Raw genomic sequence first — 14,329 nt, forward strand, 5'->3', positions numbered from 1 at the left:
ACTCTCCCGCTGCCCCGGACAGCCCGGCGGCCGCAGGCAGCGGAGGGAGGGCGGGTGACGTCCTTCAACCTGGACGAGCGGGAAAAGGCGAAGGACTTCGCCCGCTACTTCAAGGAGATCGAGGACCGGCTCGCAGCACTTGAGCGCGGCAACCAGCTCAACAACGCGTCCATTGAGGGCGGCTCCCTCGACATCTACGACGAAGAAGGCCTCTACCGAGGGTCGTTCGGCCTCCAGCCCGACGGCGGCGTCGCCCTGGCCCCCGTCAACACCAACCCGCCACCGACACCGACCGCCCCCACCGTCACCTCGGAACTGGCCGGTCTGTCGATCGCCTGGGACGGCCGCTGGGAGGACGCCGAAGAGGCCCCCTCCGACTTCGCGCAGGTCCAGGTCCACGTTGGCGCGGCCGCCGACTTCACCCCCGACCTGAGCACGCAGGTCGCGGCCATCACCGCACCGCTCGGCGGATCGGTGACCGTCCACATCCCCACGTATGACGTCGTGTGGGTGCGCCTGGTCGCGCAGAACACCGCGGCGCTCGACGGCGACCCGTCGGCCGCAGTACAGGGGCAGGCTCGGCAGGCCGTCTCTGAGGACCTGCTGAACGGGATCATCGACGAGCTCAAGCTCGCCGACGAGGCTGTCGCGCAGGCCAAGATCAAGCTGGGCGCGATCGGTACCGAACAGCTGGCCGTTAACTCGGTCACAGCCGAGAAGATTGTTGCTCTGGGGGTCACGGCCGAGAAGATCGCCGCGCTCGCGATCACAGCCGACAAACTGGCCGCTTTGTCTGTGACGGCCGACAAGATCGCCGCGAATGCAGTCACTGCCACCAAGATCCTCGCGGGCACGATCGACGCCACTCATATCAAGGCCGGAGCCATCACAGCCGACAAGTTGGCCCTCGGAACCGACGGCAATATCGTCGCCGACCCGTCGTTCGAAGGGATTCTCTCCGAACAGCGCGTGGTCGGCAATTCGTACTGGTCCATCGTCACACCGGGCAACGGCACCCCCAAAGCTCTTCAGGTCAGCGCCGTCAGCGTCACGGTGGTGACGCGCTCCCTGATTTTGGCCACGATGCCCGCCGTTCCTGGTCAGAAGGTCTGGCTGAGCATGGACTACCAGACTTCCGTCGATTGGAACGGGGTGCGGCTGAGCCTGTACGCGCAGTGGCTCGACGCGGCCAGCACCATCCTGGGCTACAGCACGCTAACCCCCGGCGACGGACTTGCCGTCAAGGGTGCATGGACGACCCTCAAAGGCCTTCCCAGCGCAGCGGCCCCCACCGGCACCACCCAGGTACGGGTGGCCTGCGCAAGCATCGACGCGACAGCGGGCACCGTCCAGTACGACAAGGTGGTATGCCGAATGGTCATGGCATCCGGGGTCGCCGGGGCCCGCGCGGAGGTCTCCCCCCAGGGCCTGACCTTGTATGACGACGCTGGCGACGAGTCGGTCGCCCTGGTGACCGGCCGCCCCAACTACCTGACCCTGGCCACAGACGGCGTGCCGGTTGCCACGATCGACCAGGACGGCGGCGCCGGCTTCCAGCGCCTGGCCGTCGCCGAAAATCTCACCATCGGCGGCTCGGACCTCACCGAATACCTGAGCGCCGGGCCGCGCGGCATCCAAGCCATCTGCATCGCAGGCAACACCGTCACCGCGGCCAGCAGCGAACTGGGGTACGTGGAGATCGCCGCAGATATCGATGTCACACGCATGTACCGAATCGTTTTCGAGTCCCGTGCCAACCCCGACGTCGCGGGCGGGGAACTGATCCTGCGGCTGCGCAACGGCGGCGCCTCATCACCCACCATCAACAGCACAGTCCTACACACGGCCGTCCATCAGATGGCGTTGGGCAACAGCTTCACGGCCCGCCTTGAGCACGTCTCGCACGGCGCGGACATCGGCGCCGGGACCAACCGGCTCTTGCTCACGTTCCAGAACAGCACTGGGCCCACAGGGCAGATCGTGGACATGTACTCGGGCTCCGGGTCCATCGGAAAGTTCTACATCGAGGACATCGGACCGTCTGTCGCACGGACCGGCCAGTACAACACCGGCGGCGGCACAGTTACGCCCCCGGTGCAGAGATACACGAAGACCTATGCAGCTGCCTGGTCCGGCTCGTACGCCAGCCGAGGCTCCTACAACTCCAACTACGGGACCTCCTGCTACCAGGGCTACTACAGCAGCGCCAACGGCACGCAGGCCGCGCTGATCGGTTTCTCCTCGGCACTCTCGTCCGACTTGGCAGGCGCCTCGATCGTCAAAGCCGAGGTCTACCTGTACTTCGATCACTGGTACGCCAACGCTGGCGGCCGCGCCGTCATCAAGGCCCACAAACACAGCTCCCGGCCGTCCTCGTTCTCGTCCGACAGCGAATCGAAGACGATCACCTGGGCCCGCAACGAGGGCAAGTGGGTCGACATCACCAGCATCTTCGACTCGACCTCATGGCGCGGTATCGCGCTGGACCCGAACTCGACGTCGTCGACGTACTACGGCCGAGCCCGCGGCTTCGGTCAGACCAACCCGCCCAAACTCAAGGTTATCTACACCAAGTGAGGAACCCCTGTGTCCACGCCTGCCCCCAGGCTGCCGATGACGCTGACCAGCCTCTGCACGTTGGCCTGCGACCCGAATCTACTGCCCCGGGTCCGCATGGCCGTCGCCGTGATCGCTCAGGAGGTTTTCCTTGAAGCCCCCACCACCATCGGCTACCCGATGCGCTGGAACCTGGCCAAGACGGTCTTGAGCCCCACGGACGCTCAAGCCACATCCATGATGGTCGGCTTGTTCGTCGGGCCGCCCATGCTCGCCGCAATCGCCGCCACTGGCAGCACCGACCCCGCGGCCGTGGCCGCGGAGATCACCGACGAGCAGCTTCTCGACGCGGTCCGAGACGGCTGGAACGCGATCTCTGGCGTCAGCCCAACCACACTCGCGCAACCGACACTCGCCGAGACGTAAACCACGGCCGTCATGCAGCGTGCAGGACTGCGGGGATGGCGCGGGTATTCGGCCCCGACTCCCACGCACCCCATCCAACTCACGATCTAGGAGGCGCCATGGAATGGCTCATCTCCCTGGCGCCTGTCCTGGGACCTATCTGCGGTCTGGCGGGCGTGTTCTACGGCGGTGGACTGATCCACCGCCGAGAAAACCGCAAGAACGACAAGGACGCCAAGACTGCCGAGGCGAACACCTACGTCGCATCCGTACAGACGGTCACGGACGGGTTCACCCAGCTTCTCGAACAACAGCGCGCCACGAACTCTCAGACCCTTGACCGGGTCACCACTTTGGAGACCAAGCAGACCGCACTAGAGCGCAAGGTCGAGGTCATGGAGGAGGAACAGCGGCAGTGGCGGCGCTGGAAGGCGGCGGCCGTCGAGTACATCCACCAACTGCGTGACCTGGTCGTGAAGCTGTACGAACGACCCGCCCCGAGCGCGCCCCGAGAGATCGCCGAAGACCTCGGTGACGGTCCCGATCACTGAGCCCGCGACGTAAGGGCCCGGCCGCGCGCACAGTCCGCCCGACACGCAACTACGCATGAAGGGCAACACCTATGTCTGCAACGCTTGAGGCTCTCTCCACCGGCGGCCAGGTCGGCGCTGTACTCCCGCTGCTCACCGCAGTCGTACAGCGCCCCGCCTGGTCAACGAGGTACAAGAAGGTCGTCGCGGTCGTCGCCGCGGTCGTCGCTGGCGTCGTCGCCGTGGCGGCAGAAGGCGGCTGGGACCAGTTCCAGCACGGCAAACTGACCGCGGTCACCATCTTCGCTGTCCTCGCTGCCTCCCAGACGAGCTACGACCTCGTGTGGAAGCCCAGCAAGCTCACCCCGATGATCGAGGCCATCACCACCAGGAAGACGCCCCAGCAGGCCGAATAAGACCCACAGGGCACGGGTGGCCCCCTGCCGGCGGGTACCATCTGCAACGAGGTGGCCGTACCGCTGCCGCGAAGAATGCGTTCGAGATTCCGGTCCAGGATTTCATGGGCATAGACGGCGCCCGCCTCGCAAGAGCCGGTGTGTTCCTCTCACCCGTTGGTTGCCTGGGCCAAATGGGATCGAGTAACCGGGTGCGTGCAGAGCACTCGGGGCCGGGGAGTGGATGCTCCTACGATGATCCGGCACACGCATCTCCGCGTACGCGCCCAGTGCGGCCACCTCGTCATGTCTCAGCAGGCACGCACGACATCAGGCCCGAGAGCACGGGTCACACCCGAAGCGGAGGAACACGCAGATGGCCGATGAGCAGAAGGTTACGGCCGAGATCAAGCGCCTGTCCGCGATGGGCCCCGACGCCTTCATGGACACCGTCGTCGAATACGTCACGGGCAGCGCTCCGAGGGAACTCCAGGGCGCCGCCCTCCACGATCCTCGCCTCGCCCCCCACACGCTCCAGACACTCAGGACAGCCGTTCAGCGGGCAAAGTCCTACAACCCTCTCAAGGAGGGGGAGACCAGGAAGCAGCAGCAGGTTCGCATCGCGCCGTGGCGGGAGACGATCCAGAAGGCGATGCCGCCGCTGCAGGACGTCGTCGACGACCTGGCCCACGAGCACGCGAAAGAACTCGCTGCCCTGGACAACGACTGGTTCACCGACCGGTGGACGAACTTCATCCTCGGCGAACCGGTCCCCGCCCCGACGTCCCCCCACGTCGAGGCCCTCGCATTTCGTTCACCGAGAGTAGCCAGGAGGGCGGCGAACCTCTGCCGCCTCATGATCGAGGAACCGGCCCGCTTCATGCCCGCCCCGCCCGTGGGCGAGAGCAGCAACGCGCGGGACCAGCGCGTCGGGCAGTTCCTCCGGCGCGTGGAGTCCGAGGCTGCGTTCCTGCGCTACGCCGTCCAGTACGAGGAGGCGCGCCAGGGCCGAATGCCGAGCGAGCCGAACGTTCGGCTGCAGGCCCTCAAGCTCCTCGGCGAGCGGCACCCCCAGGAGCTGATGGAGCTGCTGCGGCAGGAACGCGGTGGAGCCCTTGAGCAGGCAGCGCAGGCGCGCCGGGAGCGGCGCGCGCTCAAGCGCGCGGCCAGGCAGGGCGCGCGGTAGGCGCGCCACCAGTTGATCGTTCCTCCCCCATGGCGCGCCTGATGGCGCGCCCTTCGCCAAGTCAAGGGCGCGGTCGAGGGCGCGCTCTTCGGCGCGCTGGCCGGCCGATCGACGGGGCCCCTCGTGGTCGAGTGCGCGCCGCCGATCGGCACTCACCGCGCCATCGGGCGCGCGCCACCAGGTCAACGCGCGCATGATCAGCGACAGCCGCGAGGCCGCGCCCACCGCCACACTCCCGGCCCTGGCGCGCGGCGCGCCCCGCAAATAGGCAGGTCAAAGGCGCGCGCCGTGGCGCGCCATCCTGGGCGCGCCTGATCGCGGAGGCCTCGACGCGGGCGCGCGACTCGCCAATCCGCGCGCGCGATCTCCGGCAGGCGCGCCGCGCGGCCATGGCGCGCGCCTGCCGATCGGCGCGCCTAAACGCGCGCGTCGAGGCGCGCGCTGGTCGGCGCGCGGCGCGGTCGGGGAGGGCGCGCGGTATTGAGGCGCGCCTGGACAGACGCGCCCGAGGGGAGACGTGGGCCCGGATCGGCGCGGTCGGAACGAGCGCGCCGATCACCCCGGCGCGCGTGAGCGAGGCCTGCGGCGCGCAGTCGCGCCGCGCTGAGGTGACGTGAGGTGATGAGGGCAAAGGGGCGCGGCGCGGCGGAGGAGCGCGCCCGACAGGGTCGGGCGCGCATCACCTCACGTCACTTCGCTGCGGACGCGCCCTCGAAGTAGGGGCCGAACCTCCGCTCGATCTGAGGATCGACGGTCGCCAGCTCTCGGTAGTAGGCGGCGAGCTCCGTGTGCCCCTCCTGTTCGAGCTGAGTGGTGATCGCGGGCCGGTGCTGCTTGAGGTAGTCCCGAAGCACGGTCATGGGCGGGTCACCATTCTCGGAGATCGGCCCAAGGTGTTCACCCACAGTCAACATCTTGATCCGGGCCTGGACGGTGGCCTCGGCGTTCAGCGCCTTGTACGCGAGGGCCTCGTTCTTGCTCCGGCGGGTGGCCCGGGGGGCTGCGGCCGGGAGGATCTTGGGTGTGTCCTGGGGCTCCTCGGCCTCGCTGACCTCTTCCGGGCGCTCGCCCGCCGGAGGCTCCTCGAACTGGGGGTCCGGCGGCGGGGGTACGTCGTTGTCGGCCGGGGGCACGTGATCCTCGTGCGCCTGGGGCTCGCGGGCACCGTCCAGCTGCCCCTGGTCCTGGCTCTGGTCCGGAGGAGTGCTCGGGGGCGTGGACGACTGCTCTCCGGCGCCCTGTTGCTCCCGCCTCCACGCGGCGCGGCCCTTGGCGTAGGCGAGGGAGCGGGTGATCAGGAGATCCGCGTTCATCTCGCCCCACTGCTTGGTGTGCGTCGCGATCTCCTGCAAATTGACCATGCCCCACTGCTGGCGGATGTTGTGCAGCGCGGCATCCGGATCGTTCGGATCAGCGAGCGCCTTTCGGATCAACTCGACGACCTGGTCGCCGGTCAGCCTCGGCCACTGGTTCTCCTGCCGGGTGGGCGCCCGCCCCTCCCCCTGCTGCTGTCGCGGCCCCTGGTCCTGCCGTTGGTGCCGGTGCTGCTGATCCGGCACCTGCTGCTCGTCCAGATATGCCTCCGGCCGACTCTCTGTGACCTGCCGGGCAGGGGCCGCCTCGTGGAAACCGAGACGGCGCAAAAGGGTGTCGATGCTGAAGTCGTCGAACCGGACGGTCTCGCCCGGCTTCACTTCCCAGTGGAGAGTGCGCACACCGGTGAGGTACGCCTCGCGGAGGGTGTGCAATTCGACGATGGCGTCGACCGCGGCCGGGAGATTCCTCTCCGCCTTGACCTTTCGTGTCTTGTCCCGGGTCGGTTTATCGTTCTCAAACGCCGTGACGACCTCCTGGCGAGCGATGATGATCACAGGGCCAGAGTGCCGCCGGAGCAGCCACAGGAACTCGCCCCAACGGTCCTTCGCGCGGTTCCACAGGTCGTGATCGATGACGACCGGGTCGTCCAGGGAGGGTACGCGACGTTTGTACTCCTGCGCCTTGCGGATGACTCGCCGCCGCGCAAACAGGGCCTGCTCGTCGCTGATCATGTCCCATAGATTTGTGCCGTTGTCCACAACGATCATGTTGGATTTGCCGTTGATCTGAGGCTGAGCGATAGCCCACCGCACCGCGTCGAGGATGTCCTGGTAGGTACCGTTGTGCTCAACGATCTCGTAGCGGGCACCCGGAATGCGCCCGTAGTAGTCCGCGGTGCCCTCGGATCCGCCGATCTCAATCCAGTACGTCATGCCGACCAAATCGGTGGCCGTGCCGAGAGCGGCCTCATAGCTCTTGCCGCACTTCTCCGGTCCGCACAGCAGGATCATCGGAGGGTTCGGCAGACCGGACGGCCTGCGGGATTTACGCGCACGCTGAGGCGCCGTGATACCAGGCATCTGGGTGTTCCTCTACTTCGTTGGTTCCCCGGGTTGCTCGCCCGCGGAGGATGCAACGGCGGAGGCCTTAACCTCTCGCCGTTACCATCGGCTTACTATTTTATACGTTCGATGGGTAGCTCAATGCCGGTTGAATAGATCGCTGATGGGAGTTGAGACCTCGGGGTCCAACTCCTCCTCCCGATGCCGGGCCCACCACTCGTCAAGGGCTTCGTACCCGGCGGCCCCTCGCTCCAGCTCCTCCTCCGACTTCCCGCCCCACTCGGCAACGTGGTCAGCGAACTCCTGCCTCACGGTGTCCTCGTCCCGCCGGCCGAGGGCTTCAGCGATCTCATGCCAGGTTGCGCCGCCGAAGGCTTCGGCGAGTACGGTCAGGTCGACGAGTTGGTTGACCAACTCGCGCACCTCGCGGGCCGCACGGATGCGCTCGGAGGCGGTGATGGGCTGTGCGGTGCTCGCGACGAACTGCCGGGCGAGGTCGGACAGGTCACGGGCGGCGCGAGCGGTGGCGATCCGGGCCAGGATCTCCGGTGTCATCAATGGGTCCGATCATGCAGGCGGCGGGCACCCAGGTTCGGGGGCCCGCCGTTTCGGTACGGGTAAGGGCAGGATGCCTTACGGGGCTGCCGTCAGTGCGTGGCCGAATGCAGCAAAAACCTGGTCGATGGTGGCTCGGATGGGGAGGGCGACGCCACGCTCGGCCGCGTACGTTTTGATCAGGCGCCCACGTACCTTGCGCCCATTGCCCTCGCTCTGCCCCATCACCTTTGCGATCTGGGCGCCAGTCAGTGGCCCGCCCGGCTCGAACACCTCCCTATGTCCGCCGTCGAGAACACTCTTGATGATCACGTACAGATCATCTTCGGTACTCCAGCTTGGGATACTCGGTTGCGGCAGCGCGGCCAAGGGCACGGTGGCCGTGATCGGGCGAGGCGTGCTGACCGTCGCAGGGGCCGCCGGCACCGAGGCCAGGGCCTGCGCTGGAAGACGAGGCGCCCGGATGACGGGAGCACGAAGCGCCTTCTGCTCCTTGACTGGCTCGATCGAGGTAAGGGCGAAGATACCGAGTTCCTCGGCGCCCGCAGCGACTAGACCAGCCGCGGCCGTCTCCTTCAGGGGGACGCCATTGCGGGCAAGCTGGAGCGGAAGCAGCGCCTGGACGGGCGCCTTCCGACGCCAGGCACGTCCGAACCGCGCTCGGAGTTGCGCCTGGTAGATAAGCCGTTCCTGTTCGAGCGTGAGGACCTCGTCGTACGAGCGCAGCTCCCACAGCTTCATGCACCGCCACAACAGGAACGTGGGGAGCGGGGAGAGCATCCAGCGCGCCCAGCGAACCTTGTCCATCCGCTTACGGCGGCCGGTCGCCGCGCCGATCCGGACCGCGTAGACGTGCGCGGCGATCTCGGAGACGCCCACCCATAGGAGAGACATGGAGCCGTGCGCGACCTTCGCCCACAGGGAGGCACCGGCGGCGACGTTCAGGGCGCAGGTGATCAGGCTCAGCGCCCAGGGGACAAGCCGCGCCCACCACAGCTCCATGTCCGTGCGGATGAGGAGCAGGTACGCGCCCGTGAACACGGGGATGGCAGAGTCGATGGCGGTGGGAAGAACCCACGGCTCGTCAAAGCCCCACTCCAAGGCTTTGGCAGACACGGCATCGAACGATGCCCAGAAGCCGAGGCCTCCGACGCCGGCGCCGCCCAGTGCGATCAGTTTGACGCCGCGGCGCTCCCATGCGCTGAGCGGGGGGACACCGGAGTTGGTGGAGTTCGTCAGCTCGGAGTCGACGGGGGTATGCGGTTCGCCGCCCTCGCGGGTACGGGTGAACTTCAAGACGATTTCCCTCTCGTTCGGGTTTCCCCGGTCGGCTTATGCTCATGGCCTTCCGAGTCGATTAGACGATATAGCGTTTTCCGTCTCCTGCGCCTTCAGCGTTGCCCACGCCTGGTCGGAAACACGGGCGTACACAGTGATCGACGTCGCGGGTTCACCAGTCGAGCGGCCGCGCGGGCTTCCGCCGGTCCGGGCCGTCGATCTTCGCCAAGTGTGCCGACGACTCCAGCCGGGACAGCAACCGCTCCCCCAGGATGTCGACCACGCCCAGCGCCGGACTTCCCTGCTTCCGTCGGCTGCGCAGGTTCGTGGTGTACGCCGTGGGCCGCCCGGCCGCGATGCGGGCGTCAACCAGATCGATGGTCTCCCGCCGCGCGAACTCGGTCGCGGTGACGTCCATCTCGCCGCACAGCTCATCGAGTACCAGGAGGTCACACTCTATGAACCGCTTACGGATCTCCCAGGCTTTCATATTGTGCGGGGCGGAGTCCGGCCGACGCCACGTCAGGTACGTCGCGTGCTTCACGAACAGGGTCCACAAGCCCCGCTCCGCAGCTTCGTTCCCGAGCGTGCACGCCGCGGCAGTCTTCCCGCTCCCGATCCGCCCTGGAATGATCATGTTCAGGGTGTCGGGTCGCGCATCCAGCTTCTTCGCCTCGATCAGGGAATCAAGCCAGCGTTGCAGGGTGGTCGGCTTCTGGTTCTCGTCGAGGTGCGCGAACCGGAACGCCAGATACTCATCATGGGCGGCGTCGATAATGCTGTTTCGCCACATGTTCCGGCGCGCGCGGGCCTGCGGCGCTGAGACGTCCTCCCATAGTCCATCCGACGGTTCCGGCTGCGGCGCCACGCCAAGCTGAGATATATCCGCGCCGTTGTTCTTCAGCACTCCGACGATGTGCGCGCTCAGGGCACCGAGGAGGTTCATACCTCGCTCCGGTGCGCGAGGCGTGGTGACCGGCATCGGGACGCTCCTTACGGTCGTGCGATGACGCCGAACGTGGCGTCGTCTGAGTCGTCAACGGTTGTGCTGGGGGTGTCACCAGGCCTAGACGACGGGGCATCACCCGAGTCACCCCATGTGGCCTTGTCGCTGTACGGGACGCGCCCGTTGGGCTGGCTCGGGACGATGTGGTTCGTGACGACGCCAAGGGCCATCTGCCACTGCTGCGCGCTGGGGATGTGCTTGCGCGCGTTGCGGAGGGCATCCGCGCATTGGCGCTGCGTATAGCCAGCAGCAAGGGCGTTGCGGACCATGCCGCGCATGGCCAGATAGCCGTTCTTCCTGCCGACGTACCTACCGAGGTTGTCCTCGGCGTCCCGCCACCACCAGCTCGCAACCTCCTCGGCTGCGGTGTCCAGGGCGGCCTTCTCCTCTGCCTTCTTCGCGGCTGCCGCCTCCTTCTCTGCGTCGTCGGCCGCTTTCTGCACCGCGGTGCGGCGAGGACGACGGGCGGGGGCCTTCTTCGGGGGCGCGGCAGGCGTCTTCTCGCCCTTCGGCTCCGCTTCCTGCGCCTCCTCCCACTCCGGCTCTGAGTCTGCGAGGGGTGCCTCGTCGTCGGGGGCCGGATCGAATCCGTCGGGGCCGAACGTGCCGTCGGGGTACTGCACGAGGAACGTGCCATCCGGCTGCTGGACGACGGGGACCGCGGGGTCCTTCTTGCTGCCGAACAGTTCGTTGTCCTTGGCCCACTGTGCCTTTGCATCCACGCTGATGGCCGTCCCCATGACCATCTGCCCGTTGAGCAATTGGCGCCGTTCGAGGCGATAGTGCCCCTCGGCAGCCAGCTCTCGAAGGGCTGTACGGACGGCTTGGCGTCCCTCGCGTCCCTCGCCCTTGCAGAGCTGTTCGGAGCGGACCACCCACCCCTCTTTCTGATCCGCGAGGTACGTCAGCAAGCCGAGCGCCCTATAGCTCAGGCGGGCGTTTCGGACGGTGGGCGACCCCATCAGGACGTATTTGGGCCGGTCGATCCGGGCACCCGTAGGGATGGACAGACGGCTCATGCGGAGGCCTCGTTCGGAATGTCGTCGGTCAACCGGAAGTAGGTTCAGTGCGTACGGCGACAACCGCTGTCGGAGCGCTCGGGGCGCCGGGTTCTCTCGGCCATGCCCGCGGAGATCAGTTCGCCGAGGGAACTCCGCACCTGGTGCGAGTTCAGCCCGAGGTGGGTGTAGATGGCTTCAACGTCGACCCACTCGCCGTTGTACAGGGCGAGCTTGAAGACGATGCGGTGCGCGCGGTCGGAAAGTTTCCGGGTGGCGGTCGCGGTGTCGGTCATGGTGCTGGTCCCCAGGGAGAGGGACCCAGCCGCAGGGGGCCGGACCCAAGCGGTCGGTGTTACCCGGCGCTTGCGTCGGGCTGCGCCTTGGGCAGCAACTCCGGCGTCTCCTTGAGATAGGTGTTGAGGCGACCGCTGCGGTAGGCCGCCATGAGCGCATCCTTGCCGGTGTCCTGCCCCCGGAACGTCTTCCACGTCCAGCGGACGGTGCCGCTGGGCTTTCCACCCGTCACGAACGTGACTCCCGGGATCTCCTCGCCGGTCTGCGAGTCGAAGATGGCTCCCGTCTCCGAGTTCCGGCGGGCACGCGCAAGGATCGCCGTCACGAACGAGGGCTTCGGCACGATGACGATGTCGAGCTCGTCGTTCTCCTCCGCGAACTTCTCGAACGCGGCCTGGTCGCCGATCTGGAACGTGTCCTTCGTGAGGCCGACGGTGTACTGGCCGATCTCCACGCCGTCGATATCCACCACCAGAGTCGGCTGCTTGGAGCCCTCGAAGGCCGTGGTGAGGGCCTGCCGCGGAGCATCCTCACGCGGCTTGATCGTGCTTCTCTGGTGCTCCGCCATGGCACGCGCAACCGCGCCGATCACACCTAGCTTCTGGAGGGACGGCCCGGCGGACTCCTCGCCCGTGGTGGGGTCTTCGGCGACGTCGTTCGACATCTGAGTGTTCCTCTCGTCCCGGGACGCCGTGGCCCAGGATTCTGGTTGTCCCGGGCGGGTGTCTTCGGGGCGCCGTATGGAGGTACGTCACCGGCCGAAATTTGTTACACCTAGACCCAGGTAGCTGAGTTGCTCTCTCAGCCGCTCCGAATAGTACACCGGGGGGAATGCATTGTGGAGCGCGCGACACAAGCAGCCCGCTGACCTACCTTCCTCGCGGCTCTGCAGCTCCCGGCGACGTCGCTGGAAGTGGTGGGGCCCCGGGTCCGTTCCAACCGGAACGAGGGCGGATCCGGCCCGGCGGTGGGTGAGGGTCGGCCATGACGGCATCGCCCTGCTTGCGAGGCGGGGCGCCGCGGTTGAAGTCCGCGGGCTCGCAACTCTCCCCCGCCGTCGGGACACCGACACCTGGGAGAGGACCGCACCAGCCGTGACCGAGACGATCGCCAGGCCGCCCCGCTACATCGGCTACGTGCCGCTCACCGACCTGAAGCCGGCCCCTCGCAACCCGAAGCGCCACGAGCTCGAACTCATCATCGCGTCCATCAACATGCACGGACTGGTCGAGATCCCGGTGGTCGACGAGCGCACCCAGAAGACTCTCCACGGCCACGGCCGCCGGGAGGCTCTGATCGAGATGCAGGCCCGCGGCATGCGCGTACCGAGCGGCATCGTCATCGACGAGGACGGCGGCTGGCTCATTCCCATCCTCCGCGGTTGGCCGTCGAAAAACGACGCTGACGCCGAGGCCCTGGCCATCAAGCTGAACCGCCTGCCAGGCGAAGGCGGGTGGGACCCGCGCGAGCTCGCCGAGGTCCTTGAGGACCTGGCAACGAACGAGGCGGAGCTGTTCGACTCCCTGGCCATCCCCCACGACGAGATCGACACGATGCTCGGCAAGGTCGACCCCGAGACCCTGCCCGGCGGCGGCCGCGAGGACGAGACACCGTTGCTGCACCTGCCCGACGACGGCGAGCGCAGCAACGAACTCAGCCCCGACGACGAAGGGCGCGCACCTCACACGACCTGCCCGGCCTGCGGGCACGCCTTCACGCCCAGCCGCTGACCCGCCCTCTCAAGGAACGCCATGTCCACCCGACGCAAGGCACGCCGGCCGCAGAGCCGTACCGGTCGCCCACGCCTGCTCTCCGACGAGGTCGAGGCGCGCCTCGTCGGCGCGTCGCGTACCGGAGTCGCTGTCGAACTGGCCGCCGAGATGGCCGGGGTCTCCCGCTCGACCTTCCTGGCGTGGATGGCCCGCGGCCGCGCCGAGATCGAGGCCCGCGAGGCAGGCGGGAAACCGGACCCGGACGAGGAGGAGTACGCGACCCTGTACGAGAAGGTCCGCACGGCCCGAGCCACGGCGGCCACCCGCGCCATGATGAACATTCGACGGGTCGCCGACGGCGGCGTCGTCACCAAGGTCACGACCCGTCAGTTCCGGGACTCCGTGACGGGCGAGATCGTCACGGAGACCGTGGAAGACCGCACGGCGCCCGACTGGCGCGCCGATGCCTGGTATCTGGAGCGGCAGCACCGCGAGCACTACGGCAAAGACGCCATTGTCGCGGTCGAGATCACCGGCTTGGGCGACATGGGCGCCAGCCCGGACGAGGGGCCCGTCGACTTGTCCGCGCTCGCCGAGCGCCTGGACCGCAGCCTCTTCTCCGTCCAGTACCCGCCGGAGCTTGAGGACGGCAGCATCGTTGACGCCGAGGTGATGGACGGATGACCACAGCTCGCTGCGTCTGAGAGAGCGAGCAGGTGAGGTAAGCGGGGGCCCCGGTGTACTCCCCGGGGTTGTTCCCCTAGACCCACTTCTCAGTTAAGGCCGAGCAACCACACGATGACATGGACGAGTACACCCGACGCCGCGTGCTCCACGACCCTTGCGACCACGCGACGAACGCGCGTCCACTTTTGCTGATTATCTCTGTTCAAGGAACATCCCTCTCTACATGGCCAGTCCCCGGTGAACCAGGGGCCGGTGAGCTTGAGAAGGGGCCTGGGGCAGAACCTACCGTCTGGAGCCTGCGGCTGACAGACGATCACCGAAAGTCAGAAGGCGACGTTAGGCCTGC

At 67.3% G+C, this 14,329-nt stretch carries 14 protein-coding genes; 7 read left to right on the plus strand and 7 right to left on the minus strand.

Features of this window, described 5'->3' with window-relative positions:
- Positions 1 to 54 precede the first annotated feature (54 nt).
- The 5 genes from ACZ60E_RS33470 to ACZ60E_RS33490 all read left to right on the plus strand — a co-directional run bounded on the left by ACZ60E_RS33470 (position 55) and on the right by ACZ60E_RS33490 (position 5,072).
- Entirely contained in the window at positions 55 to 2,577 is a 2,523-nt protein-coding gene (locus tag ACZ60E_RS33470) for a hypothetical protein (protein ID WP_469445347.1), read from the plus strand.
- Positions 2,578 to 2,586: 9 nt separating this feature from the next.
- Entirely contained in the window at positions 2,587 to 2,982 is a 396-nt protein-coding gene (locus ACZ60E_RS33475; RefSeq protein WP_469445348.1) for a hypothetical protein, read from the plus strand.
- Between the two features lie 98 nt (positions 2,983 to 3,080).
- The gene (locus ACZ60E_RS33480; RefSeq protein ID WP_469445350.1) at positions 3,081 to 3,512 is read left to right on the plus strand and encodes a hypothetical protein; all 432 of its coding nucleotides are present in this window, start codon (positions 3,081 to 3,083) and stop codon (positions 3,510 to 3,512) included.
- 71 nt (positions 3,513 to 3,583) lie between these two features.
- Positions 3,584 to 3,907: a hypothetical protein gene (locus ACZ60E_RS33485; RefSeq protein ID WP_469445352.1), complete on the plus strand. Its 324-nt coding sequence runs from the start codon at positions 3,584 to 3,586 to the stop codon at positions 3,905 to 3,907.
- Between the two features lie 355 nt (positions 3,908 to 4,262).
- Positions 4,263 to 5,072 (plus strand): hypothetical protein, encoded by an 810-nt coding sequence (locus ACZ60E_RS33490; protein WP_469445353.1) that lies wholly within the window; start codon positions 4,263 to 4,265, stop codon positions 5,070 to 5,072.
- Positions 5,073 to 5,761: 689 nt separating this feature from the next.
- On the opposite strand, the gene ACZ60E_RS33495 is transcribed toward ACZ60E_RS33490, so the two are convergent.
- From ACZ60E_RS33495 to ACZ60E_RS33525, 7 genes are all read right to left on the minus strand, one after another.
- Positions 5,762 to 7,468, minus strand: a complete 1,707-nt coding sequence (locus ACZ60E_RS33495) for a DEAD/DEAH box helicase family protein (RefSeq protein WP_469445355.1) — start codon at positions 7,466 to 7,468, stop codon at positions 5,762 to 5,764.
- A 120-nt stretch (positions 7,469 to 7,588) separates the two neighbouring features.
- Positions 7,589 to 8,005 carry a hypothetical protein gene (locus ACZ60E_RS33500; protein WP_469445356.1) on the minus strand — a complete coding sequence of 139 codons (417 nt, stop codon included), beginning with the start codon at positions 8,003 to 8,005 and terminating at the stop codon, positions 7,589 to 7,591.
- Positions 8,006 to 8,083: 78 nt separating this feature from the next.
- Positions 8,084 to 9,301 (minus strand): DUF2637 domain-containing protein, encoded by a 1,218-nt coding sequence (locus ACZ60E_RS33505; protein ID WP_469445358.1) that lies wholly within the window; start codon positions 9,299 to 9,301, stop codon positions 8,084 to 8,086.
- A gap of 154 nt (positions 9,302 to 9,455) precedes the next feature.
- Positions 9,456 to 10,265 (minus strand): ATP-binding protein, encoded by an 810-nt coding sequence (locus tag ACZ60E_RS33510; protein WP_469445359.1) that lies wholly within the window; start codon positions 10,263 to 10,265, stop codon positions 9,456 to 9,458.
- A gap of 11 nt (positions 10,266 to 10,276) precedes the next feature.
- Positions 10,277 to 11,308 (minus strand): hypothetical protein, encoded by a 1,032-nt coding sequence (locus tag ACZ60E_RS33515; protein ID WP_469445360.1) that lies wholly within the window; start codon positions 11,306 to 11,308, stop codon positions 10,277 to 10,279.
- Positions 11,309 to 11,352: 44 nt separating this feature from the next.
- Entirely contained in the window at positions 11,353 to 11,583 is a 231-nt protein-coding gene (locus ACZ60E_RS33520; protein WP_469445362.1) for a hypothetical protein, read from the minus strand.
- A gap of 59 nt (positions 11,584 to 11,642) precedes the next feature.
- Positions 11,643 to 12,248: a hypothetical protein gene (locus ACZ60E_RS33525; RefSeq protein WP_469445363.1), complete on the minus strand. Its 606-nt coding sequence runs from the start codon at positions 12,246 to 12,248 to the stop codon at positions 11,643 to 11,645.
- Between the two features lie 430 nt (positions 12,249 to 12,678).
- Here ACZ60E_RS33525 and ACZ60E_RS33530 point away from each other — a divergent pair, with 430 nt between their 5' ends.
- Entirely contained in the window at positions 12,679 to 13,314 is a 636-nt protein-coding gene (locus ACZ60E_RS33530; protein ID WP_469445365.1) for a ParB N-terminal domain-containing protein, read from the plus strand.
- Between the two features lie 21 nt (positions 13,315 to 13,335).
- Positions 13,336 to 13,980, plus strand: coding sequence for a hypothetical protein (locus ACZ60E_RS33535; RefSeq protein WP_469445367.1), 645 nt, complete (start codon positions 13,336 to 13,338; stop codon positions 13,978 to 13,980).
- Positions 13,981 to 14,329 lie beyond the last annotated feature (349 nt).

This window comes from Streptomyces sp. NPDC102514, from assembly GCF_055584525.1.

Coding starts and splice junctions, on each gene's coding strand:
- ACZ60E_RS33480 (WP_469445350.1), top strand. CDS start 3,081: ATGGAATGGCTCATCTCCCTGGCGCCTGTCCTGGGACCTATCTGCGGT.
- ACZ60E_RS33485 (WP_469445352.1), top strand. CDS start 3,584: ATGTCTGCAACGCTTGAGGCTCTCTCCACCGGCGGCCAGGTCGGCGCT.
- ACZ60E_RS33490 (WP_469445353.1), top strand. CDS start 4,263: ATGGCCGATGAGCAGAAGGTTACGGCCGAGATCAAGCGCCTGTCCGCG.
- ACZ60E_RS33495 (WP_469445355.1), bottom strand. CDS start 7,468: ATGCCTGGTATCACGGCGCCTCAGCGTGCGCGTAAATCCCGCAGGCCG.
- ACZ60E_RS33500 (WP_469445356.1), bottom strand. CDS start 8,005: ATGACACCGGAGATCCTGGCCCGGATCGCCACCGCTCGCGCCGCCCGT.
- ACZ60E_RS33510 (WP_469445359.1), bottom strand. CDS start 10,265: ATGCCGGTCACCACGCCTCGCGCACCGGAGCGAGGTATGAACCTCCTC.
- ACZ60E_RS33515 (WP_469445360.1), bottom strand. CDS start 11,308: ATGAGCCGTCTGTCCATCCCTACGGGTGCCCGGATCGACCGGCCCAAA.
- ACZ60E_RS33520 (WP_469445362.1), bottom strand. CDS start 11,583: ATGACCGACACCGCGACCGCCACCCGGAAACTTTCCGACCGCGCGCAC.
- ACZ60E_RS33525 (WP_469445363.1), bottom strand. CDS start 12,248: ATGTCGAACGACGTCGCCGAAGACCCCACCACGGGCGAGGAGTCCGCC.
- ACZ60E_RS33535 (WP_469445367.1), top strand. CDS start 13,336: ATGTCCACCCGACGCAAGGCACGCCGGCCGCAGAGCCGTACCGGTCGC.